This is a genomic window from Deltaproteobacteria bacterium, assembly GCA_020848905.1.
GTDB lineage: Bacteria > Myxococcota_A > Polyangia.
In genome coordinates, this window is record JADLHG010000083.1 from 167,348 (window position 1) to 189,323 (window position 21,976).

A 21,976-nucleotide genomic window follows, 5' to 3' on the forward strand; every position below is an offset into this window, starting at 1 on the left:
CACCTGCCCCGGCGCGCACCTGCCCCGGAGCGCACCGGGGTTGAGTTTGAGACCGCTCGGCCCCGGCGCGCACCGGGGTTGAGTTCGTTTCGGGGTTGAGTTCAGTTCGAGACCGCTCCGGGGTTGAGTTCGTTTCGGGGTTGAGTTCAGTTCGAGACCGCTCCGGGGTTGATAGCGAGAGTTCGCGCTACGAGAGCGCTCCGGGGTTAGATGTTCCCGATGTGCGGAGGGTTGGCTCCCTCTCGGGGCGCCACTTCGGGGAGAGCGCCGGGTCGAGTGCCGGATGTGACGTTCCTCACATCGAGGGTCGCGGCGTTCGTTCCGCTGTGAGCGGGACTACTTGCCGGCGCGCGTGCAGATTCCGATCGGAACGGGGTTGCCGTCCAACACCTCGGAGCCAGCCCCCTTGCCGAGGTCGAGCGTCCCATCGAAGAGCGTGGTGCTCGAGGCGGGGAGGAGGCCCTTCGCGTTCGGGTCCCATTCGAGAACGGTGCGGATGAGGGAAACGGTCACCGGGTTGGGCGCGACGTCGTCGATCTGGAAGGTGAGGTCGAAGACGCAGGTGCAGCGGCAGCGCGCGTAGTCTGAGGTTCCGGGGACCTTCTCGGGCGTGTCTGTGATGGTGATGCGGAGCTTGCCGGCCGCGCGGGGAACGGCCTCGACGGTGTGAACGCCACAGCAGTTGAGGCTCATGCGCTGGTCGACGAGGGTCAGGCGTTGCCGTGCGCGGTCGTAGCTCCACCTGAGGAGTTCCGCGTCGCAATAGCTCGTGGCGACCCCCGCGTCGTGCCGCGCCGGGCGGGCGTCTGGCGTGAGGGCCCGCGCGCGATCGAAGCCGCCGCAGGTGCTGGACTGGACGTTGCGGGCCAGGTTGGGATCGCCCCCACCGTCGCGCTTTGGAACGGCGCCATCTCCCTGCGTGGCCGAAGTGTCGACGAGGGCTTGCGCGTCGGCGGCTGCTCCGCCGCTCGAGCTGCATCCCGCGGCCAGGGCCGACACTGCCAGCAGAAGCACGGTTCGCCGTTCTTCGCGGTAGATCACCATGGGCTTCTCCTCAGCAGACCAACGAGATGTTACCCCATGTGCGACCTCGCGGACCGCACCCGCTTTGGACGGCACCGGGGCAGGTAGACCTTTCTCCGGGCTCCAGGCCCCACCGGGCTCCGGGCCCCACCGGGGTAGATTGCGTCCCGTCCGGCTCCGGGCCCCACCGGGGTAGATTGCGTCCCGTCTGGACCTCGCCAGGGTGGGCTGCGTGGACGCCCACAGGGCTGCCGTGATCTTGCGCGCCGGTGGCCACGGCGGGGGAGGACCGACCCTGTGCGGCGCGAGCAGCCAGACTAGAACAGAAAGAGGTCGCGCGCGTGCCGCCCGACTGGCAGGCGGAGGAGGACTGCTCCCCCGACCGGGCTCCAGGGTGCCGGGTGCGGCAGTGAAGAATCGCAGGCGGCCGTTGTCGCTCTACGCGGTGTCGGCGATGAGGACAGCGTGCCGTCGGCGCATCGCGTACGTGCCGAGCGGGAAGATCACGTCATAGAGGCCGCTTCGGAAGAGGTCGTAGGCGCTGCGGTATGCATCCAGAAAGCTACGTAGACGTCTGAAGGCCTCCAGGCGGTACCACTTGTTCTTGGCGGCGACGCGCGGCGCAATGCCGCGGTGAGGGGCGGGGATCCGCGGGCTGTCGCTGGGCCTTTGCGTCAGCACGCCCTGGACGCCCAGCATTGAGCGTCCGGCCTGCGTATGGTCGCGCCGCGCGTCCCTCTCTCGCGCGTGAACGGCCCGTTGCGCTCGTTCGGCCAGCTGCGCATCGCTGAGCTCGGCATAAATGCCGGGTCGCACAAATCGTAGCCGCACCCGGTCGGGCACTGTGTCGCCGGCGCGAAAGAAGACCGCCGGACGCCGTACGACCCGCGAGGTGCCAGCGAGGTCTCGCGGCGAGCTTCGCAGGCCGGGCCACTCCCGCCCATGACGTACCAGGCCCGCCAACACTGGGTTGGCCAGGCAGTAGCTGACCTTGTCGAGCACATCATGGTCGTCTTCGAGCCGTACCGCGCTCGGCGCCTCCGAGGCCCAGAGATTTTCCCAGCGCCCATAGGAAGCATTGATGCACTTGGCGATGTAAACATGCGCGATGCGCATGAACTCTGGCAGCTGGCCGTCGGGATCGGTCACGACGGCGTGTAGATGATTGGACATCACGCAGATCGCGTGAAGCTGGACGCCGGTGAGCTCGGCTGCCCAGGCCATGCAGAACGCGACCACCTCGTTCGTTTGCCTACACGGTCGTAGCCAGAACTGCCGCTGCGTGCACCGTCGCGTGATGAGATATCTGCTTCCCGGGAGCACCTGTCGTGGTACGGACATGCTCCGTTCTCGGTACATCCACGCTACGGTTGCTCCCTCCAGAGTTTCCCCCGGTGGGGGTCGAGGGATGGAGAATCAACCCCGGTGCGGGGCGCACGGTGCGGGGCGCAGGATGGAGAATCAACCCCGGTGCGGGGCGCAGGATGGAGAATCAACCCCGGTGCGGGGGGCAGGTGCGGGGGGGAAGGGAGCAGGACGCCGAAGCCGATGCGACCGGGCCGCGCGCCGCCGGAAGAGCAGCACGAGGAGCACGAGGCCAGCCGTCGAAGGCAGCGCGGCCGCCGGAAAGATCGCGGCGCGTCCGACGCCGCACCCGCAGCCGCCGTCCCCGCTTCCACCGCCAGGCACGATGGCGCTGCCCGCGGCGCTATCGCGGTCGCCGGGCCCGCCATCGTTCGCCTGCGGGCGCGCGTCGGTCCGCGCGCTGTCCCCGTCGCCCCCTCCGTCTAGCAACAGGCCGGCCTCGGTGAGACGCCCGTCGGTGATGCCGCGGTCGCGCGCTGCCCCGCCGTCCACGAGCCGTGGCGGGCCGTACTCGAAGGCGCCGACGTCCCAGGAACTCCCGCCGACCGTCCCGCGATCGACGAGCGCGTAGCCCGCGCGCCAGGCCGCGGCCGAGGAAGGGCAAGCCGCCATCGACAGTCCCATCGTGAGCTCGCTCGCGAGCGCGAGGGCCTTGCCAACCGAGGGGTCCGAGGCGCTGTCCGGCCGATAGCAGGCATCGAGCGACGGATCCGTGTTGGCCCCGTGCAGGTCGAGTTTTTGGGCTTGCCACTCGGTCCAGGTCAGCGCCGCGCTGTTCAGGTAGTGGATCTTGGCGCCCGTCGAGGACTGGTTGAAGGCCAGGTTGCCGTCGATGTTCTCGGGCTTGCCGGCCCAGTTCCTTAGCTCGATGGCGTAGAGCCCGGCCGCGGTGCGGTGCTGCCAGACGAGGTTGTTCTTGACGATCGGGTCCGTCTCCTCGGTCACACGGATGCAGCGATAGCTGCCGCACTTGACGGTGTTGTTCACGAACACGCTCTTCGCCGTGCCGACCGTCAGGTTCGAGCTGGCAATGCCCACGGCGCCTTGCTTGAGATAGACCACGTTGCCGTAGACCTTGCTCGTGCCGCGCATCTCCGTGAGGTAGATGCCCTGAGCGTCGGCGTAACCCTCCGCGTCCTTCTGGTTCTCGCAGTAGTTGTAGCGGACCGTGAGGTTCGAGCAGCGGTTCGACTGCACGCAGTCGTTGTGGCTGCCCCCCTGGTTGGTGAGGACCAGGTGGTTCCCCTCGACGACCACGCCGTCGGAGTCGCCGTAGACGACCACGCCGTCGGTTTGCGCGGGGTCGTTGGCCAGGGTGGTCACGTAGTTCTGGCGGGCGGTGCAGCCGTTGCATTTGTAGAAGTGGATCGCCTGGCCGCGGATCCCCTCGAGCGTGTTGCCCTCGACGAGGACGTCGCTGCCGCTGGCCTTGATACCGCTCTCGGCGGCGTTGACGAGCTTCAGGCCGCGGACGGTGACGTATTGCCGATAGCTCACCGAGACGCAGAAGGGGCGGCTCCCTTGCCCGTCGAGGACCACCGTTCCGCCGTGGCCTGCCGGCGCCGGGGAGCTCGCGCCGGGGGCGATCGTGATCGGCTGGCCGGGTACCCCGCTCGCGCCGACGGTGAGCTGCTCGTCGTACGTCTTCTGGGTGACGCCGCCCGAGAGATAGATCGTGTCCCCCCCGCGGACCGCGGCCCAGTTGATCGCGGCGAGGCTCTTCCAGGCGTTGGCCCAGGAGGTGCCATCGTTCGCACCGGTCGCCACGTGGTCCACGTAGTGCGCCGCCGCGCGCACCTCGACGGGGGCGAGCACGAGCGCGACAAATAGGGCAGAGAACGCGCGCGTTCGAGTGCCGGGGCGCAGGAGCGCATCCTTGACCATGCCGGGTTAAGCGCCAGCCCTTGTGGCCGAGGGCCGAAGCCCCTCCCAGCGCGCGGCGGCCGCCTGCGTCACCGGGTCTTCCCCGCGCAGGTAGCGCTCGAGGTGAGGCAGCGAGTCCACGCCCCAGAAGAGCTCTGCCTCTACGAGCATGGTCGGGACGCCGAAGGTACCGGCGGCGAGGGCCTCGTCCGTGGAGGTGCGCAGCCGGGCCTTCACCTCGGGCTGGCTCGCGGCGGCAACGAGCCCCGCGCCGTCGAGCCCCGCCGCGGTGGCGATGCGGGCCACGACCTCCGGCTCCTCGACGCGCAGGCCCTCTACCCAGGTGGCGCGAAAGAGCGCGTGGACGAGCTCCCAGCGCGCGTCGGGCTCCGCTACGGCGGTCGTGGCGCGCAGCGCGAGCAGCGGGTTGAACGGGTGGCTCGCGGGCAGGTCGATGGGCTGTCCGAGCGCGTGGGCCAGGCGCAGCACGTCCTTGAAGATGTAGGCCCGCTTGCGTGGGATCTCAGCCGGCCCGCGCGTGCCGTTTGCGCCGAGGAGCGCCGCGAAGAGCACCGGCACCGGCTCCACTGCGCACCCGTGCCGCGCGCCGAGCGCCCGGATCTGCGTCGAGGCGAGGTACGCGTAGGGCGAGAGGTAGTCGAAGCAGAAGCGGATCGGCCGGGCCATGGGCTCAGGATACGCCGGAAGGCCGGCCCTCAGCCACAGGCCGAGCCTCTCGAGGAGAACGGGCCTCGCCGGCCGCGCGCTGCCGCCGACCCTTTGGAGGCTGGCCAGAATTACCTGTTAGTTCTGGCCAGCCTCCTTACTCCGTGATCTCCGCCTCGACGAGCTGCGTGAGCAGCGTCAGGGACTCTTGCCACCCGAGGTAGCAGGCCTCGACGGGGATCGCGCTGGGGATGCCCTCCTGCACGATGGTCAGCTCCGTGCCGACGGACACTTTCTTCAGGGAGATCGTGACCAGCATCTGACCGGGCAGGCTCGGCTCGTCGAACCTGTCGGTATGACGAATGCGCTCGTTAGGCACGAGCTCGAGGTACTCGCCGCCGAACGAATGCGTGGTCCCCGTCGTGAAGTTCGTGAAGGACATCTTGAAGGTCCCGCCGACCTCGGCCTTGAGGTGGTGCACCTTGCCCGTGAAGCCGTGCGGTGGCATCCACTTCGCCAGAGCCTCGGCATCGAGGAAGGCGCGGTAGACCCTCTGGGCCGGCGCACGAAGTACCCGGTGAAGTCTAACGGCGTTCTCAGCCATGGCGGTCGTCTCCTTGCCGGTCGGGTCGCGGGGACTGCGTGAGGCGGCTCACCGCCCGCCCTAAGGATGGCGCCAAATGCGGGGGCGACAACCGCGGATCTTCGGTCGGCAGCGGCCCTCGCCGATCGCGCGTCCATGTCGAGAAGCCCTTCGAACCGGTCGATCCAAGAATCACGAGCGCCTTGGTTCGCTCGGTGTGGACGTACTCGGGCTTCTTGGCCATGCTCGAGTCCAGTCGCGCGCCGCCCTCCGGGCGAAAGGAAGAAGACCGAATGCCCGGTGCCTCACCGACCTCCTTCGAGGAGCGTCTCCTCGGTTTCGACGTGCGAGTGCCCTCGACCGAGTGGTCCCCGGAGCGGCGGAGCGCCTACCTGCTCCGCGACGTGTCGCAGCCGTACTCGGTTGACCCGGTCGTGTGGCCCTCCCTCTTCGACGGAATCCCCGGCTCACGGCCCTCGTGGGTGGGGCCCTTCCAAGACCTCTGGGAGGACCTCGCCGTGCTCCGCGCGTCTCTCTCCGAGCTCGCTGGGTCGTCGTCGGCAGAGCTCGTTGCGGCCACCGTGCACGCGCGCCGGAGCCTCGGTCTCGGCGACTTCCTCGAGGCGCACCGAGGGTACGACCCGCGAACGGCCGAACGCGTGCCCTTGCCCCTGACGAGCCCCGCCGTGCGGGACGAGCGCTGGCCGCTCCTGGGCTACGACGTGGGGGACACCTGGGGCCTGAGTGGGCTCACGAACTGTGCCTACGACGCGCGTGACCCCGAGGACCTCCGATCGGCATGGGCGGCCCGTCTCAACGACCGGCACCTGTTTGCCAGCGCGGCGGACGCGGAGGCCTACAGCGCGGTGACGAACTCCCGCGTCCCAGAGCACGCGCCGTTCTACGTCTTCGGGTTGTGGTCGGTTCGAGTCCGGTGAAGGCGGCGCGCCCGCTCGACGGTGGCGCGTCAGGCCGGATGGACGACCCGCCGTCGGGCCACGAGCACCCAGGCCCTGGCGTCGCGATGACGGTCCTGATCGAACGAGGTCGAGCTGAGCTCGAGGATCTCGAAGTGCGGCTCCACGACGGCGACGACCTCGGCGGCGCTGCGCCGGGGCGGGCCCACCTCGCGCGGTGGACCGTCGGTCGATCCGATGAGGCTGTGCCACACTCCGCCGGGCGCGAGCAACTCCCCGACCCGCGCGGCGAAGCGCGAGCGCTCTTCGACCCCGTCGAAGGAGTGAAAGCAACCCCGGTCGTAGACGGCGTCGAAGGGCGCGCCGGGGACCTCGTCGACCAGAAAATCGCCGACGAGGAGCCGGCAAGCGACCCCGGCCGTGGCGACCTTGGCCTCGGCCCTCGCGATCGCGGCCGGCGAGAGGTCGAGCCCCGTCACCTCGAAGCCCTGTTGGGCCAGCCAGATCGCGTTCGTGCCGGTCCCGCACCCGACGTCGAGCGCCTTGCCGGGCCCGACGCCATGCTCCTCGAGGACGCGGCGCAGATGCAGGTCCGGGATGCCGCTGTCCCATGGCAGATCGCCCTCGACATAGCGTTGCTCCCAGCTCGCGCGGTCCCGTGGACGTCGTCCTTGTGCGTTCACCTGTCGAGCCTCCTCTCCCCCAGACATGACAGCGTCCCATCTCCGTGCCGGAAACGGCGAATGCAGACATACTCTACTGGTGTATGCCTCCGTGGCCACCCCAAGCTTCGAGCGGGCGGCCGACGCCGACGGGAGGGTGCCTGAATGACGGGTTCGACACCTGGGGTCGTTAGACGCTCCGCGCCGAAGACGGGCAGCACCTCAGCGCATCGCTACGCGGCCTTCCTGCGGGGCGTCAGCCCGATGAACTGCAAGATGGCGGCGCTCAAGAGCTGCCTCGAAGGAGCGGGCTTCGAGGACGTGAAGACCGTGCTCTCGAGCGGTAACGTCGTGTTCAGCGGGCGCGCGATGCCCGAGGCAGCCCTGGTGGCGGGAATCGAAGCGGCTATCCAGCAGGGCCTCGATCGCTCCTTCCCGGTCATCGTGCGCCCGGTCGAGGCGCTCCGGGCGCTCCTGGCCAGCGATCCCTACCGCCCGTTCCGCCTGGCGCCGGGCTCGAAGCGGGTGGTGACCTTCTTGAAGGAAGCTCCGGGAGCGATCCCCGCGCTTCCGCTCGAGGTCGACGGCGCGCGCATCCTCTGCGTGAGGGGTCGCGAGGCCTTCACCTCGTACGTCCGGAGCCCGCGGGGACCCGTCTTCATGACGCTGATCGAGAAGACCTTTGGCAAGAACGTCACCACGCGCACCTGGGAGACCCTGGAGAAGGTGGCGCGCTGAAGGCGCGGCGGCACAGGACCGACGATGAGAACCAAGCGCGGCATCGAAGCTCCAAGAGTGACGGCGATTCTCGCCGAGCTCGAGGCCCTGGGCAGCGAGCAGAGCCGAGCCGGGATGGCCCGCTACGGGATCAACATTGCGCGCGCGTTCGGCGTCTCGGTCTACGAGCTGCGCAAGGTCGCCAAGCGCCTCGGTCGGGACCACGGCCTGGCGCTCGCCCTCTGGGCGACGGGAAACCATGAGGCGCGACTTCTGGCCTGCTTCGTGGACGACCCGACCGAGGTGACCCCGGCGCAGATGGAGGCCTGGGCCCGCGACTTCGACTCCTGGGACCTCTGCGACCAGGCGACGACGAGCCTCTTCGATCTGACCCCGCACGCTTGGCCGAAGGCCGCCGAGTGGGCGAGGCGCGACGAGGAATGGGTCAAGCGCGCGGGGTTCGCCCTCATGGCGGGGCTCGCCGTGCACGACAAGACGGCCACCGACCGGGCCTTCTTGAAGCTCCTGCCCCTCGTCGAGCGCGCCGCTCCGGATGACCGAAACTTCGTCAAGAAAGCCGTCAGTTGGGCCCTCCGCAACGTCGGCAAGCGCAACCCGGCGCTCAACGCCGCCGCCATCGCCTGCGCCGAGCGCATCCTCGCCGCGGCGAACATGCGCGCCGGCGGCCCGCGTGGCGGCGACACAGCCACGCGCGGGGCTCGCTGGGCGGCCACCGATGCCCTCCGCGAGCTCACCTCCGAGAAGGCCCGAGCGCGCCTCGCGAACCGCGCCCGCTGAGATTTCGGAGGCGCCGCAGTCGCATCCTCCGCCTTCTTCGGTCCCGGTCTCCGCCATCGAGGGGCGGGACCTCCCGATCGGCTAGCCCATCCCCGTGATGTCGACGAGGACGCACCGGCTGTCGCCGACGACCCAGGCGTCGTGACCCGCAAGCATCACGAAGCAATCCCCGGGGCCGAACTCCATCTCCTTGCCGTCGTTCATGCGGACGATCAATCGCCCTTCGAGGACGAAGCCGGTGTGGTTCACCTGGCAGCTCTCGGTCTTCACGTTGGGCTTCACGTGTGACGACCAGCGCCAGCCCGGCTCGAAGGTCCCACGCCCCATCGACACGCCACCCATCCTGACCACCTCCATCTTGCCCTTGCCGCCACCGAAGGGCCGGACATCGTCCGGTGTCGCGAAGGACCGCTTCTCGAGCTCCTGATCGCGAATGAGGGCCTTGATCCGCGTGACGAGCTCGGGAGTGACCTCCCTGACGTCGTGCTCCTTGGCGTGGTCGCCGGCGCGCTGGAGAACCTCGGCCTCGGTCTCGCCGTAGACGACGTGCTTGCATCCGGTCGACGGATCGACCTGCGCACACTCGAGTAGCTTTCCCATGACGTCCCTCCTTTTGGAGGAAGGAGTCTCGGCGAGGAGTCTTGAGGAAATGTAAAGGTCGGAGAGGGCGGCGTGCGCACGTCCCTCTCAGGCACGCTCGGCCCCTCGATGCAGACCTCGAGGCCGCCTTCGCTGGCGCGGCCGAGGCGTAGCTCGAAGCCGTGGAGCGAGGCGACGCGGCTGGCGATGGCGAGCCCCAGCCCCTGCCCGTCGCGCCCACGCGTGACGGCCTCGTTGCCTCGAATGCCGCGCGCGGTGATGCGAGCGAGCTCTTCGTCCGACATTCCGGGACCATCGTCGAGTGTACGCACTCGAAAGCGTCGAGGGTCCGCAACCTCGAGGAGGACAGCGACGTGCCCGCCCCTTCGGTTGTGGCGCACGGCGTTGAGAACGATGTTACTCACGGCCTGCTCCAGCATGGTCACGTCCGCCTCGGCGAAGAGGCGCTCCGGTGGGAGCGCACGCTCGATCGCGACGCCCTCCTGCTCCGCCACGATACGGTGCCGCTCAACGACGCGGTCGACCAGGTCGCACAGGTCGACCTGCCGCAGAAGCACCTCCGGCGCGCCCGCGTCGAGTCGAGCCGCCATCGCCAGGTTGCCGAGGAGCGCCCGGATGCAGTGGGCCTCGCGCACCGCTCCTTCGACGTCCTGCCGGGATGCAGGGCTGTCGCTGGTGAGCGCATCGGCGAGCGCTGCGACATGCCCGTGCAACACGGCCAGCGGGATGGCGAGGTCGTGGGTCGTGTTATCGAGGAACTCGCGCAGGGCGCGTAGGCTGCGCGCTCGCGTCTCCAGCTCGAGGTGGAGTGCACGCCGCGAGGCGTCGAGGCTGCGCGCGAGCTCGCCCAGCTCGTCGCGGGAGCCGAGCAGCGCCGGGGGCAGGGGCTGCGCTGGGGGCGATGCGCGAACCTCTCGCGTGAGCGCTCGGATCCGACGGACGAGGGGTCCGGCCGCGACGAGCATGGCCAGCAGCACGAAGAGCCGCGGGAGGACGAGGACGCCGGGCGGCCCGAGCAGCCGGCTGCTCGCTCCCGGAGGCTCCTTGGCGCGTACGAGCACCGAGGAGCACGGGCCTCCCTTCCAGGGCACGCCGCTCGCCCGCCCTCGAGCACGTGAGAGGTCACGACGGCGACGTAGAGCTTGACCGCGACCTGGTCGAGGAGCCGGTGTCGCACCGCCACCAAAGCGACGGCGAGCGGCACGGCCATCAGCGCGGTCGCGACGACGAGCCGTCTGCGGAGGGTCACCGAGGTGGCTCGTGCCTCGTGGGGCTCGCCACGCGATAGCCGATGCCCCAGACGGTCTCGATCCAGCGCGGGTCGCCGAGCTTTCGGTGAAGGTTCGACACATGGACGTCGAGCGCCCGACTGCTGGCGTCCGGGTCATGGCCGAGGGCGTGTTCGACGAGCCACTCGCGCGTCACCGGCTCTCCGTAGCGGCGGACCAGCGCCTCGAGGATTGCCAGCTCGACGCGCGTCAAGGCGACGCCCGGCGCGTCACCGACCCTGGCCAGGCACTTCCCGGCATCGAGGCGGAGACTCCCGAAGGAAAGCTCCGTCGCCTGCAGCAGCAGCGGCCGGCGCAGGCGTGCTCGAACGCGCAGGAGCAGCTCCCGCGGCCAGAAAGGCTTGGTCAAGTAGTCGTCATCCTCCAGAGGGCGACCCTCGGTCCACCACGTCGTGTCGAAGCCGTCACCGCGCAGTTACGCCACGATCTGCGCGCCCAGCGCACGGTCGTCTTCGATGAGGGGAATGCTCGACACGACGAGAAGCCTTACCATCTCCACGCGACCCGATGAAGCTCGCAGGGCCTCGCAGTAGATGGAAGATCAGCCCCGGTGCGGGGAGCGCGCGCGCGGCGGGCCGAAGATCGACCGGTAGATCATCGATGGGATGCAGATGTCGGTCGTGCTCACGAGCACGGCCGTGGCCGTCAGCGCGCCGCCGAGTGCGTAACCCAGGACCGCGTGCCCCGCATGGAAGGCCCACGCGGTCACGAGCAGTCCCACGGCGCCCAGGCCACAGGCGAACCGAGCCGGCGCTCCGCGCCTGGGCAGCGGCTCCGTACCGGTCAGGCGGCGGATGCCGTGGTTGTAGATCAGATCGAACGGGTGCACGGGGAGCGCCGCCGCCAGCGCGGCGATGGGCGCGAGCACGAGGAGGATGACCGGCGACGCGGCGATGGTTCCCGCGGCTCCCAGCAGGGCGCAGAGGCCGAAGGCGAGGCGTAGCCAGCCGGCCACCGGGGCGAGGCGCTGCTCCTCCACGGCATCGAAGCCCTGGATGTCCAGCCGCCGGAGCGTGCCCGGGCTCACCGTGGTTCGCATGACGGACGCATTCTCCAAAGTGGGCGAGCGATTCGTGGGCCGCCTCCTCGCCGTGGCAGTACCTCTTCTGCGCACTCCAGGTATTCGGCCAGATTCGCCGACCGTCAACTCTGCCTGTCGTACGAGCGCCGGGCGCCGAAGCGGAGCAAGCCCGGTGGCGCCGTGAGCTCCTGAGCTCAGTACCGGTAGCGGAGGCCGAAGCGGACCTTGAAGGGGTCCTCGCGGGAGAGGATCTGGCCCCACTGCGTGGAGGCGCCCGGGGAGAGGTTGCGCTCCTCGAAGCGCGTCGGCGGCCGGAAGTTGATGGCGTTGAAGACCTCGCCGATGAGCTCCAGGCTATGCGCCTCGCCGATGAAGCGCTTGAGCAGGTGCGTCAGCTTGTAGCTCACCTTCAGGTTCAAGACGGCCCGCGTCGGCGTGCGCAGCTCGGCGTCGTCGTCCGGGGTCGAGAGATCCTTCGGGTCGTAGCCCCGCACCGCCCGCCGGTCCTGGTAGTCCTTGAAGTAGTTGTTGAAGTAGAGGCGGTCGTACGGCGTTCCCGACCCGACCCACAGCGTGCCGCCCGCCGTGAGCCCGAATTTGAAGCGGTACCAGCCGGTCAGCCGCAGCACGTGGCGACGATCGTCGGGCAAGAAGCCGTTGTAGAACTGCGCCTGCCGCGCGCGATCCAGATACTCCGTCGCGTACCCCTCGACCACCGTCCCCTCGCTGCGCGACCAGGTGTACGAGGCCATGAGCTGCCAGTTGCCGACGAAGCGACGCGCGAAGAGCGACGCCGACACGTAGCGCCGATAGGCCTCCTTCGGCGTCTCGAGGTCGAAGATGAACTCGGACTTCCCGTTCTTGAAACCCACCGCCTGGTCGCCGACCTCGTTCCACAGCACGTTCGTCTCGAGGTCCTCCCACTGATTGCGATAGAGCCGATAGGTGAAGTCGAGCCCCGTCGAGAAGCCCGTGAACCACTCCCGCTCGGCACCGAAGGCCAGCTCGTGCACGCGCGGCGAGGTCAGGCCCGTCGGATTGAACTTGTTCTGGGCCTTGCCCTGCGCGTCGAAGTCCGGCCCGTCGGGGCGCCCCACCGTGCGCGTCTGCCCGCCGAGAGTGCAGTTCCGGCTGTAGGTGTTCGTGTCCGGATCGTGGCTGCACTCGTAGCTGATGAGGTCCCGCCCGATGAAGCGCGCCAGCGCGAGGAAGCCCACGTCCACGTACTGGTTGTAGCCGCCGCGAAAGACCGTCTTGCCGTTCCCCCACGGGTCCCAGGCGAAGTTCACGTGCGCCGTGGGGGTGAAGAAGCGCACGACGGCCTGCCCGTCCGGGTTGATCGCGTCGCCGAAGTGCACCGCCGCGCCCGGGATGACCTTCAGCCGCTTGTAGCGCGGCGGGGACCACCGGTCCTGCAGAAACAGGATCAGCTTGTTGCCGCTCACGCTGGTCGAGAGCGTCCCCTGGGCGCACTTCGCCGGGTCGTAGCCCCTCGCGTTCGGGTCGCACGCCGTCGCGTCGTCGAAGTCGAGGAAGTAGCGCGTCTGCGAGTACGGCTGACCGAACTGGTACTTGTAGATCGTGTTGCCCGGGACCGACTCCTCCGACGGGTTCACGAGGTACTGGTACCGGATCCCGCCCTTGATCTCGTGCTCGCCCACCCGCTTTCCGCCGCCGAAGTAGGTCGCGTCGGCGTTGAGCGACACGCGGTAGCGGTCGTCCTTGGTCACCCCGGTGTAGTTGCGCTGGTGCACGCCCGTGCCGATGTCCTCGATCCCCGCCACGTCCGTGACCCCCGACTGCGGCGAGACGCGCAGCCCGTTCCAGCCGAACCCGAGCTGCGTCTTGACGAAGAGCTTGTCGGTGGCCAGCCACTCCCAGGCTCCCGTCGTCAGCACGTTGTACTGGTTCTGGTGCGACTCCGCGTCGGGCTCCCAGGTGATCGCGTTTTGCGTGTTGCTGATCGACGCCGGGGAGGTCTGCGCCCACCAGACCAGCTTGTGCTTCGGGTTCACCTGCCAGGTCAGCTTGCCGAGCCACTTCACCCCGAGGTACCGCCGCGCCGGGTGGTTCGGCAGGATCCGGTTCGGGTCGGGCGGGATGGTCCCCGAGCTCTCGTTCAGCTCGAACGAGGTGTAGTACCAGAGCTTGTCCTTCACGATCGGCCCGCCCACGTTCAGGTTGAAGTCGAGCGTGCGGAAGGTGGAGCCGAGCTCGTCGGGGCCCTTGATCGTCAGCGCGTCGTCCTGCCAGTAGATGCTCGAGTCCAGCTCGAACTTGTTCGACCCCGACTTGGTGACCATGTTGATCACCCCGCCCGGCGTGTCCGAAAACTCCGCGCCCATGCCGCCGGTCATGATGTTCACGTCGGCCATCGCGTCGAAGTTGAAGTTCGTCGAGAAGGTGTGCGTGACCGGGTCGGTGGTCTCCATACCGTCCACCGTGTAGGTGTTGTTGAAGTAGGACCCGCCCGAGACGCTCGGGTTGCCGGCACCCGAGCCCTTCGGATTCCGCTCCTGCGTCACGTTGCGCGTCATCCCGGCCACGCCCTGGTAGCCGCGCCCGAGGATCGGCAGATTCTCGATGTACTCGTCGGAGAGGGTCTCGCCGGTCGTGGACTTGGTCACGTCCACCACGGGGCGCGCCGAGGTGATGACGTAGGTCTCGGCCTTGGGCTTGGGGGGCGGCGCCTTCTGGCCGGGCTTCAGCGGCCTCGGCGGGGGCTCGGGTTCGGCCGCCTTGTCGAGGAGGATGTCGAGGGTCGCGGTCTGGCCCACCTCGACGCGCACCCCCTCCTTCGTGGCCCCCTGAAACCCCGCCTTGCTGACGGAGATCTTGAACACCCCGGGGATGAGGCCGATGAAGCGGAAGGCCCCGTCGGCGCCCGCCGTGGTGCTGCGCGCACCGCCGATCTGCGTCGGCGAGCTCGCCGTGACCCTGGCCCCCGCGAGCGGGAGCCCCTGGTCGTCGTAGATGGTTCCTTCGATGCGGCCCGTGCGATCCTGCGCCTCGGCTCGCTCCGCGCCGAGGACCGCGAGCCCGAGCGCGATCATGCCGAGCGTGTGACGGAGCGTCCTCATGGCCGGCCCTCCTCCTTCTTACCCAGCCAGTCGGCGCGTTCGTCCGGTGGGAAACAGTAGTCGTACTCCATGCAGATGGTGCGGTACTTCCCCGCCTCCTCGGACTCGTTCTTTTCCTTCGTCGCCGCCGGCAGGCAGTAGGTCGCCGCCTGGCCGAAGACCGGCTCCTTGCACTCCTGTCCGGCGCCCTTGCAGTCGGAGCTCTTGTCGCAGCGGTCGAAGGTGGAGAGCGAGCAGAACTCGTTGCACCCGTCCCCGTTCTTCCGGTTGCCGTCGTCGCAGCTCTCGCCGTGCTCGAGCTTGCCGTTACCGCAGGTGGGGCTCACGCACTGGGCCAGTAGCGCCGCCTTGTCTCCCGCGCGGCTGTTGCAGGTCTGGATGCAGACCCCGTTCGGGCGCGTCGGGTCGGTGCGCCGCAGCGGGAAGCACTTGAAGCCCTTCACCGCGCCGCAGCGCGTGTCGATGTCCGGGTCGGGATCTCCGTCGGTGGTGCTGGAATCGCAGGTGTGCTGGCAGAAGTACTTCTTGCGCACCTGGAAACCCACGCAGACGAGGCGCGTCCCCCCGGGCCCGCCTTTGTTGTCGCACTCCTTCACGCCGCGGCGGCACTCCTCGAGGAGCCGCGCCGGGGGCGGGCTGCAGTAGCCCGATTCGATGCTGCACTTGAGTGGCGGGTCCACCTTGCCCCCCGTCTGCGCGCACTCCTCGTCCCCCTTGCAGGCCGGGAGCGTGCCGCGCACGACCAGGTTGTGGAGCTTGTCCGTGGCGACGAGCTTGAGGCCCTTGCTCTTGGCCTCGGCGACCGAGCGCACGTCCTTGAACTCGTGCTCCTTGTCAACGAAGACCTTCCACTCCCTGACGAGCGGGCTGTAGCCGGGCTGGCCGGGCAGCGCGTCGGTGAGCACCAGGTTGCGCGCCGGCAGGACCAGCGATTTCTCCGCGGTGCCGAAGGTGAGCTCGCGGTTGATGAAGTAGGCGTCCTTGACGGGGGGCAGGCCGCTTCCCGCGAGCTTCGCCGAGCCGGCGCCGAGCAGCTCCTTCGAGCCTTCCATCAGCACGCAGTAGGCGCGCAGCCGCTTGTACCAGAGCTGCACCTTGGGGAAGGGGAGGTCCGGGCTCGCGAGCCCCTTGAGGAGCTTCGCCGCCGCGTCCACCACCGGGCAGTTCAGGACCTGCCCCGTCTCCTTCAGCTCGAGCCCGCTCTTCTGCAGCGTCTCGTGCGACTTGATGCCGTCCAGCTCGTAGTTCCCGACGGAGATGGCGTCTCTGCACCGCTCTTCGATGCAGCGTTTCTTGCCGCATACGGCGTCCATCTGGCAGGTCTGCTGCGGTTTCAGCACGGGGCGAAGCTCGTCGAGGGTCGCGGGGTCGACGCTCCCCTTGACCTTGACCTTCACCACCTTCCAGAAGGGGGAGTAGTTGCCGCGGGTGGGGATCACGTCCACCACCGGGTGCCAGCCCACGAGCCGGCTTCCGTCGTCGGTGAGGCGGAAGAGCGGGCGGTCCTGCTCGTCGTAGAAGAAGTAGATCGCGTTCAGCGGCACCTGCCCGTTCACCCGGTCCACCTCGCCGAGGTAGTAGTACTCGACCTGCGCCTCGGGTCCGACGAAGCCGTAGACGGGGGCGATCTCGCCGGTGGGGACGGGGCGCGTGGGTCGGATGCCGCCGTCGGGGGGGCCGCTCGGGCCGGCGTCGTACTGCGCGAGCCCCACGGGCTCGTCGTAAGGCACGCCGTTGCAGCCCCCGGCGAGCGCGCCGAGGAGCAGGCAGGGCAACCGGAAGGTGTGGGAGCGCATCGAAGGATACCTCGCGGCTTCGTCTCGGGGTCGTCCCCGTCGGGGATCGTTCTGCCTTGGTGGCGCGGCGGGCAGCTTCGCGCAGGTGGGCCCGCGTCGCGGTCAGGCGGCGCGCAGTCTGGCACAGGCCCGTGGGCGAGGGCAACGGCCGACGCCACGCACCTGCGGAGCCCCTTCGGTGCAACTCGCCGTGTGCAAATCGCGGGGCCTGAAACCCCGCTCGTCGTCCCCTCGCCGGCCCTGAAAGGGCCGATCCGTGACCCTCTGGCGCTGCACGGCGCCTGGCCCTGACCTTGCATTTGCGGCGCGCACCGAGCCGTCGGCGGTACAGGCGAACCACTGGCAGAGAGGGAGGTCGATTCATGTCGCAGGTAACGCAGGCGCGGAGAGAGCGGCGGCCCACGCGGCGGCTGGCCCCTAGGAGCGCCGAGCATGAGCGCTATCAGACCTTCGTCGAGCTCTGCGCGGGGCCCGATACCCAGCCGACGCGCGCGCCGGGGGGCGGCGAGCTGGTCCTCGACGGAGAACCTCCCCTCGTCGAGGAGAGCGAGCCCTGGGGCGAGCCGACGCGGCCCTGGTGGCAGCCGCCGGGACTGACTCCGACGAGTCTCCCCGACACGGATCGGGTCGAGCGTCCCGCCGCGCCGAGGACGTTCCACGTGGGCGACGCGTTCGACGTGGGCGACGCGTTCGACGTGAGCGACGCGTTCGACGTGGAGCTCGGCGAGCCGTTCGACGAGGAGCTCGACGTGGACTTCGCCGAGGAACTCGCCGAGGAGGACGACGGCCCCGCGCGCGTGGAACGACCTCGCGCGACCTCGCCGCGCGGCGTGCCGGCGTCGGTGGCGGTCGTGGCGCACCTGCTGCTCCTGCTGGCGCTGGCAGCTCCCTTCGCGCTCTTTCTGCGCGCGGGGTAGGGATCGACGGGGGCGCGGGGGACTAGCGCGGGGACTACCGCGGAGCGGTCACGATCGGGCAGTTGCAGAAGGCCTCCGGCGCGCGCTCGGTGATGCGCGGATCGGTGAAGCCCTCGATGGGAAAGAGGTGCTTGTACGAGACGAGCTGCCCCGCCTGGTAGTCGCTCGGGACGGCCACCTCCCAGATCTTGGTCAGCGGGCTGTATTCGGCGGCCCCGGGCGCGTACCGGTAGACGTCGTTGCCCGGCACCGGAATGCCGGAAACGCGGTCCGCGGCGGAGAAGGCCGCCGACCGCAGCGTGTAGACCTCGGCGGCTGCCACGCGCTGCTCCTCGCGCCCGGCTTCAACGCGCGTCGTGAGCACCCTCCCAGACGGCGCCCCTCGGGCACCGATCAACGCGCGCCCTCCGTCGAGGAGCATGCAGTGCACGAGCTGCTTGCGATACCAGAGGCGCAGCTTGCGGTACTCACCGAGGACGCCGCTCTTCGTCGGTCCGAGCGTCGCATCCGGTCCCACGGCCGGGCAGTTCACGATCTTCCCCGTGCGCTCGAGCGGGTAGTCGGCGCGGAGCAGCGTGGCGCGGGACTTGAGGTCGTTGGCCTGGTAGCCCGCGGGCGGCTTGACCAGCACGATCTCGAAGAAGTCCGACGACCGGGCCTGCTTGGGCAGAGTATCCACGATCGGGAGCTGCGCCTGGTCCACGCTGGGTTTGCCGTCGGGACCGGCGAAGACGTACAGCTCGCGCACGGGCATTCCGGGAAACTTCTCGTACTTCGCGAACCAGCTCGCGTCGGCGGGGACGAAGGTGGACAGCGGATAGAACTCGACGATCTTGCCGTCCACGTAGCCCTGCTGCGCGGCGATGCGCCCCAGGCGGTAAAACGGGATCTCGGCGTTCGGGACCGTCCCCTCGTCCTCGTCGACGAGGCCGACGCAGCCGGCCGAGACCGTAGATAGGGCGAACACCGCGAGCACGAGCGACCAGCGTCCCATGATGAACGCCTCCTTGCGCCGGAGAGGGCGAGGACGGTTCTACAATGGGGGGACCAAGCGCGGCAACCCTCCGATCGTTGACCGGGCGTCGCGATGCCGTATGATCGACGCACAAGGGTTTCAGATGTCGGCAGCTTCCAAGTCTCCTGGCCCGGTGGGCCCGCACGTTCCGCGGCAGGTGGCGCGGAGCCGGGCCAGCGAATGCCTCTCCGCGATGCTCGGGGCTGGGGCTCGCATGGAGATCTATCCTCTGGTGGACGAGCAGACAGTCCTGAGGGTGCCGCGCCGCACCGAGGAGCAGCTCATCGCGCAGTGGGGGAGCTCGGGGCGCAAGGCCCTGGCGACCGGGCAGGAGGTCTCGACCGTCACCGATACGGAGCTCCACGACCTCGAGGCGGTGGAGGCCTTCATCGGCGCCTTCGTCCCCGACACGACGCCGCTGCCCGACCTGGATCTGGAGGGGAGCTTTCGCTACTACTCGCTGCAGCGGCGGGTCCGGGTGAGTCGCGACCTGCGCGTCTGCACCGCGCGCCTCCCCTCGCGGCAGAGCCGCAACAGTCTGGAGCGCTTCCTGCGCGACGTGCGGGACATGGTGTCGAGCCTCGGGCTGATGCCCGACCTCGCGGGAAAGGGCAACCTGGTGCTCGACCAGGCAGGTCACGTCAAGCTGATCGACATCAACAACTTCCGCCGGCTCGTCCCCGACGCGGAGGTCGAGCGCGTCCTCCCCCGGGACCTCGACGACTACGCCCTCGGGCGCAAGGACATCCGGCCGCTCCTGCCGCGAGATTTCGTGGACGACCTCGGCTATCCGATCGCCGACCTCAGCCTCGCCGCGCTGCGGAGCCTCGAGGTCCGGGCCCTCGGCCGCGAACACCGCGAGGTGGATCGGGACCCCTTCTACGCGCCGCTCACGAACGAGCGACGGCGCATCGTGCGCGCGCTCCTGCCGCGCGACGCCGCGTGAGGAGCGTCGCGTCCCCGGGGCCCGCCGAGAGCCCTACTGCGGCACGCACATGCCGTACTGCGGGTAGGGTTTGACCGGAGCGCAGCGCTGGCCTCCGCCGCAGTCGCTCGCCGTCGGGTCGCACCATTTGCGGCAGGTCCCCGGAGGTGCGTCGCCCGCGCAGCCGTGTCCCGGCGCGCACTCGGCGCTCGTCTGGCACGCCCCCCCCACACCCGTCTTGCCGGCGGGACAGACGCAGGCCGTCCCCTTCGTCGACAGGACGTAGCAGCCTCCACCGCCGGAGCACCCGGCTCCCGTCATCGGGGAGCAGCTCGTGACGGTGCCGGCCGCGGTGCAGTTCCCCGCCGCTCCGGTGTCGTCGGCGGGCGCAGTCGGGCCATCTCCGACGAGGATCCCGAGGTCCCTGCGCCCCGACGTGCCCCGGTCGGGAACCGGCGTCGTACGGCCGTCCCTTCGCGGTCGGGAGGGCGCCTCGCCCGGACACGCCGTCAGTGCGATGCCCACGGAGAGCAGCACGAGGAAGGCGACCGCGCGACGGAGAGCGAAGCTGAAAGAGCGGGGAGGCATGGGCATCGCCTGCGCCCAGTATACAGCGGAGCGCGGGCCAATCCACGCGCTATGCCTTGGTGCTCCAGGGTAGACATGCTATGGATTTCTTTTTGCCAAAGAGCGCGACCGATGCCCATGGATGACGCACCAAATATCGCCATTTTCTGCGACTTCGAAAACATCGCCATCGGCGCCCGCGACGCGAACTTCGATGCGTTCGACATCGGGCTGGCCCTGGCGCGACTGCTCGACAAGGGCAAGATCATCGTCAAGAAGGCCTATGCCGACTGGGAGCGCTACAAGTCCCATCGGCGCGCCATGCACGAGGCGGCCTTCGAGCTGATCGAGATCCCGCACGTGTCGTACTCGGGAAAGAACTCGGCGGACATCCGGCTGGTCGTGGATGCGCTGGACCTCTGTTACACGAAGTCGCACGTAGACACCTTCGTGGTCATGTCGGGGGACAGCGACTTCTCGCCGCTCGTCAGCAAGCTGCGGGAGAACAACAAGCAGGTCATCGGCCTCGGGGTGAAGAACTCGAGCAGCGACCTGTTGATCGAGAATTGCGACGACTTCATCTATTACGACGACCTCGTACGGATGAAGCAGAGCAGCGGCACGAAGGGTCGGGGGGGGCGCGGACGTGGCGGAGGCGGAGGCGGAGGCGGCAGCAAGGACGCGCCCAAGAAGCCCGCCACGAAGAAGTCGGAGGCGGCGGCGGCAGCGGCGGCGAAGAAGCCCGAGCTTCCCGCCGACGCGGCGGCGATGGGTCCGCCCGAAGGTCCCCGGCGGCCCGAGGCGGCGGAGGCTCCGCCGGCCCAGAACGGCGCCTCGGATGCCGACGAGACGGCTCGTCGCGAGGAGGGGATCGAGCTCGTGCTCGACACCGTCGAGGCCCTCTTTCAGGAGCGGGACGGCAACCTCTGGGGTTCGATGGTCAAGCAGACCATCAAGCGCAAGCGGCCCACCTTCTCCGAGACGTACTACGGTTTTCGAACCTTCACGCACCTGCTCGAGGAGGCCCAGCGGCGCGGTCTCCTCGAGATCCAGAAGGACGAGAAGTCCGGCGGGTACGTCATCGTCTCTTTCGGGCCCCAGGCGTAGACCCCGCTGGCCATGACGACGCATCGTTCTAGAACGCTGCTCGCCATCGCCCTGGCCCTGGTCGCCGGGGGATGCAAGCAGGCGGCGAAGCCCGAGCACGAGCTCCTCGCGGAAAAGAAGAAGCAGGAGCAGGCGCGCGTCGCCGCCCGGGCCCGGGGGGTGGATGCGGGGGGGCCCGGTCCTCGCGGCGGGGGGGCGCACGCAGGGGGCGAGGACCACGCGCACGACCACGGCGAGGCGGGCGAAGACCGCGGGCACGGCGAGCGACCCGGGTTCAGCAACCAGGATGGCGGAGTGCCCCCGGCGCTCTGGCCGACGGAGGTGCAGCGCGCCTACGGGGACCTGTATCGCGCTGCCCCGTCGGAGATGCCGCTGCTCGCCCGGCGGCTCGCGCTGCTCGGACTCCCGGCCGTGCCTGCCATGCGACAGCTCATCCGCACCAAGCGGCAGCCGCCGAAGAAGAAGGCCGCGCTGAGCTTCCTGCTGGTAGAGCTCTATGCCTTTCGGCCGGCGGAGCTCGCCAAGCTCGCGCTCGAGGGGGAGATGCCGCTCGCGCAGCACGCGGCGATCGACGCCCTCGGGCGGCTCAAGAACAAGGAGGCGACGCAGCTCCTCGCGGCCCTGAAGAAGGACGTCGAGCCGCTCGCGGAGGTCGTGGAGGTCGCGCGGAGGCGTCCCGGGTGGAACCTCACGCCGAAGCAGGTCGCGGCCCTCGACGCCATCCTGCACGCCGCCTCGGCCGCCGAGCTGAAGGAACTTCTCGACAAGCTGAGCGGCCTGGAGCTCCGCGACGGGCTCTTGCACATCGTGCGTTCGGCCGCGACGCGACCGCCGGTGGCCGCGCTCGTGGCGGAGCGCTTGGCCGCGCTCGCCGAGGGGAAACCGGGCGAGCTCCACGCGATGAGCGTGCCGCCCTATCCGGCGATCCTGCGGCTCAAGGTGGCGCAGCGCCTCCTCGCGCGCGGCAGGCCGGCGGATCGGGCGTACCTGGCGAAGCTCGCCGACACGTCGGGCGATCCGCTCGCGCCGATGCTCAAGCGTCTCCTCTCCGGGGGAGGGCAGTAG

General features: G+C 69.4%; 18 protein-coding genes and 3 pseudogenes. 8 read left to right on the plus strand and 13 right to left on the minus strand.

Translation table 11 applies throughout. The features are described 5' to 3' along the window. Nucleotides 1-336 precede the first annotated feature (336 nt). The 5 genes from IT371_31520 to IT371_31540 form a co-directional block, all read right to left on the minus strand. Nucleotides 337-1,044, minus strand: coding sequence for a hypothetical protein (locus IT371_31520; GenBank protein MCC6752223.1), 708 nt, complete (start codon nucleotides 1,042-1,044; stop codon nucleotides 337-339). 417 nt (nucleotides 1,045-1,461) lie between these two features. Beyond that, nucleotides 1,462-2,364 (minus strand): hypothetical protein, encoded by a 903-nt coding sequence (locus IT371_31525; protein MCC6752224.1) that lies wholly within the window; start codon nucleotides 2,362-2,364, stop codon nucleotides 1,462-1,464. Between the two features lie 120 nt (nucleotides 2,365-2,484). Beyond that, entirely contained in the window at nucleotides 2,485-4,272 is a 1,788-nt protein-coding gene (locus IT371_31530) for a right-handed parallel beta-helix repeat-containing protein (protein MCC6752225.1), read from the minus strand. Nucleotides 4,273-4,278: 6 nt separating this feature from the next. Then, nucleotides 4,279-4,938 (minus strand): 2-hydroxychromene-2-carboxylate isomerase, encoded by a 660-nt coding sequence (locus IT371_31535; GenBank protein ID MCC6752226.1) that lies wholly within the window; start codon nucleotides 4,936-4,938, stop codon nucleotides 4,279-4,281. A gap of 136 nt (nucleotides 4,939-5,074) precedes the next feature. Then, the gene (locus IT371_31540) at nucleotides 5,075-5,521 is read right to left on the minus strand and encodes an SRPBCC family protein (GenBank protein MCC6752227.1); all 447 of its coding nucleotides are present in this window, start codon (nucleotides 5,519-5,521) and stop codon (nucleotides 5,075-5,077) included. Between the two features lie 272 nt (nucleotides 5,522-5,793). Between IT371_31540 and IT371_31545 the strand changes: the two genes are divergently transcribed. Beyond that, complete coding sequence (locus tag IT371_31545; GenBank protein ID MCC6752228.1) at nucleotides 5,794-6,438, plus strand: hypothetical protein; 645 nt, start codon at nucleotides 5,794-5,796, stop codon at nucleotides 6,436-6,438. Nucleotides 6,439-6,467: 29 nt separating this feature from the next. Here the strand turns inward: IT371_31545 and IT371_31550 are convergent, their stop codons facing one another. After that, the gene (locus IT371_31550; protein MCC6752229.1) at nucleotides 6,468-7,100 is read right to left on the minus strand and encodes a class I SAM-dependent methyltransferase; all 633 of its coding nucleotides are present in this window, start codon (nucleotides 7,098-7,100) and stop codon (nucleotides 6,468-6,470) included. A 144-nt stretch (nucleotides 7,101-7,244) separates the two neighbouring features. On the opposite strand from IT371_31550, the gene IT371_31555 reads away from it, so the two are divergent. After that, complete coding sequence (locus tag IT371_31555; protein MCC6752230.1) at nucleotides 7,245-7,817, plus strand: DUF1697 domain-containing protein; 573 nt, start codon at nucleotides 7,245-7,247, stop codon at nucleotides 7,815-7,817. 24 nt (nucleotides 7,818-7,841) lie between these two features. Continuing rightward, nucleotides 7,842-8,594, plus strand: coding sequence for a DNA alkylation repair protein (locus IT371_31560; protein ID MCC6752231.1), 753 nt, complete (start codon nucleotides 7,842-7,844; stop codon nucleotides 8,592-8,594). 81 nt (nucleotides 8,595-8,675) lie between these two features. Here the strand turns inward: IT371_31560 and IT371_31565 are convergent, their stop codons facing one another. After that, nucleotides 8,676-9,194: a DUF1059 domain-containing protein gene (locus IT371_31565; GenBank protein ID MCC6752232.1), complete on the minus strand. Its 519-nt coding sequence runs from the start codon at nucleotides 9,192-9,194 to the stop codon at nucleotides 8,676-8,678. A gap of 161 nt (nucleotides 9,195-9,355) precedes the next feature. Here IT371_31565 and IT371_31570 point away from each other — a divergent pair, with 161 nt between their 5' ends. Then, on the plus strand, nucleotides 9,356-9,970 hold the full coding sequence (locus IT371_31570; GenBank protein MCC6752233.1) for a hypothetical protein: 615 nt from the start codon (nucleotides 9,356-9,358) through the stop codon (nucleotides 9,968-9,970). A 469-nt stretch (nucleotides 9,971-10,439) separates the two neighbouring features. Here IT371_31570 and IT371_31575 read toward each other — a convergent pair. From IT371_31575 to IT371_31590, 4 genes and pseudogenes are all read right to left on the minus strand, one after another. Further along, a pseudogene (locus tag IT371_31575) lies at nucleotides 10,440-10,976 on the minus strand (response regulator transcription factor). A 48-nt stretch (nucleotides 10,977-11,024) separates the two neighbouring features. Further along, nucleotides 11,025-11,522, minus strand: coding sequence for a DUF4395 family protein (locus tag IT371_31580; protein MCC6752234.1), 498 nt, complete (start codon nucleotides 11,520-11,522; stop codon nucleotides 11,025-11,027). Nucleotides 11,523-11,698: 176 nt separating this feature from the next. After that, complete coding sequence (locus tag IT371_31585; GenBank protein MCC6752235.1) at nucleotides 11,699-14,584, minus strand: carboxypeptidase regulatory-like domain-containing protein; 2,886 nt, start codon at nucleotides 14,582-14,584, stop codon at nucleotides 11,699-11,701. Further along, nucleotides 14,581-15,088: pseudogene (locus IT371_31590) on the minus strand (hypothetical protein). The gene IT371_31585 and the pseudogene IT371_31590 overlap by 4 nt, the downstream one beginning before the upstream one ends. A gap of 1,654 nt (nucleotides 15,089-16,742) precedes the next feature. Here IT371_31590 and IT371_31595 point away from each other — a divergent pair. Then, a complete protein-coding gene (locus tag IT371_31595; protein ID MCC6752236.1) occupies nucleotides 16,743-17,297 on the plus strand; it encodes a hypothetical protein in 555 nt (184 codons plus the stop codon). A gap of 34 nt (nucleotides 17,298-17,331) precedes the next feature. Here IT371_31595 and IT371_31600 read toward each other — a convergent pair whose 3' ends face one another. After that, the gene (locus IT371_31600; protein MCC6752237.1) at nucleotides 17,332-18,291 is read right to left on the minus strand and encodes a hypothetical protein; all 960 of its coding nucleotides are present in this window, start codon (nucleotides 18,289-18,291) and stop codon (nucleotides 17,332-17,334) included. 235 nt (nucleotides 18,292-18,526) lie between these two features. Between IT371_31600 and IT371_31605 the strand changes: the two genes are divergently transcribed. Then, nucleotides 18,527-19,258, plus strand: coding sequence for a hypothetical protein (locus IT371_31605; GenBank protein ID MCC6752238.1), 732 nt, complete (start codon nucleotides 18,527-18,529; stop codon nucleotides 19,256-19,258). A 33-nt stretch (nucleotides 19,259-19,291) separates the two neighbouring features. On the opposite strand, the gene IT371_31610 is transcribed toward IT371_31605, so the two are convergent. Beyond that, a complete protein-coding gene (locus IT371_31610; GenBank protein MCC6752239.1) occupies nucleotides 19,292-19,825 on the minus strand; it encodes a hypothetical protein in 534 nt (177 codons plus the stop codon). A gap of 111 nt (nucleotides 19,826-19,936) precedes the next feature. Here IT371_31610 and IT371_31615 point away from each other — a divergent pair. Further along, nucleotides 19,937-20,542, plus strand: a pseudogene (locus IT371_31615) (NYN domain-containing protein). Between the two features lie 381 nt (nucleotides 20,543-20,923). Next, the gene (locus IT371_31620) at nucleotides 20,924-21,976 is read left to right on the plus strand and encodes a hypothetical protein (GenBank protein ID MCC6752240.1); all 1,053 of its coding nucleotides are present in this window, start codon (nucleotides 20,924-20,926) and stop codon (nucleotides 21,974-21,976) included.

Excerpts from the sequence above, each read along its gene's own strand:
- IT371_31520 (MCC6752223.1), bottom strand. The coding sequence starts at position 1,044 with ATGGTGATCTACCGCGAAGAACGGCGAACCGTGCTTCTGCTGGCAGTG.
- IT371_31525 (MCC6752224.1), bottom strand. The coding sequence starts at position 2,364 with ATGTCCGTACCACGACAGGTGCTCCCGGGAAGCAGATATCTCATCACG.
- IT371_31530 (MCC6752225.1), bottom strand. The coding sequence starts at position 4,272 with ATGGTCAAGGATGCGCTCCTGCGCCCCGGCACTCGAACGCGCGCGTTC.
- IT371_31535 (MCC6752226.1), bottom strand. The coding sequence starts at position 4,938 with ATGGCCCGGCCGATCCGCTTCTGCTTCGACTACCTCTCGCCCTACGCG.
- IT371_31540 (MCC6752227.1), bottom strand. The coding sequence starts at position 5,521 with ATGGCTGAGAACGCCGTTAGACTTCACCGGGTACTTCGTGCGCCGGCC.
- IT371_31545 (MCC6752228.1), top strand. The coding sequence starts at position 5,794 with ATGCCCGGTGCCTCACCGACCTCCTTCGAGGAGCGTCTCCTCGGTTTC.
- IT371_31555 (MCC6752230.1), top strand. The coding sequence starts at position 7,245 with ATGACGGGTTCGACACCTGGGGTCGTTAGACGCTCCGCGCCGAAGACG.
- IT371_31560 (MCC6752231.1), top strand. The coding sequence starts at position 7,842 with ATGAGAACCAAGCGCGGCATCGAAGCTCCAAGAGTGACGGCGATTCTC.
- IT371_31565 (MCC6752232.1), bottom strand. The coding sequence starts at position 9,194 with ATGGGAAAGCTACTCGAGTGTGCGCAGGTCGATCCGTCGACCGGATGC.
- IT371_31580 (MCC6752234.1), bottom strand. The coding sequence starts at position 11,522 with ATGCGAACCACGGTGAGCCCGGGCACGCTCCGGCGGCTGGACATCCAG.
- IT371_31585 (MCC6752235.1), bottom strand. The coding sequence starts at position 14,584 with ATGAGGACGCTCCGTCACACGCTCGGCATGATCGCGCTCGGGCTCGCG.
- IT371_31595 (MCC6752236.1), top strand. The coding sequence starts at position 16,743 with ATGTCGCAGGTAACGCAGGCGCGGAGAGAGCGGCGGCCCACGCGGCGG.
- IT371_31600 (MCC6752237.1), bottom strand. The coding sequence starts at position 18,291 with ATGGGACGCTGGTCGCTCGTGCTCGCGGTGTTCGCCCTATCTACGGTC.
- IT371_31605 (MCC6752238.1), top strand. The coding sequence starts at position 18,527 with ATGGAGATCTATCCTCTGGTGGACGAGCAGACAGTCCTGAGGGTGCCG.
- IT371_31610 (MCC6752239.1), bottom strand. The coding sequence starts at position 19,825 with ATGCCTCCCCGCTCTTTCAGCTTCGCTCTCCGTCGCGCGGTCGCCTTC.
- IT371_31620 (MCC6752240.1), top strand. The coding sequence starts at position 20,924 with ATGACGACGCATCGTTCTAGAACGCTGCTCGCCATCGCCCTGGCCCTG.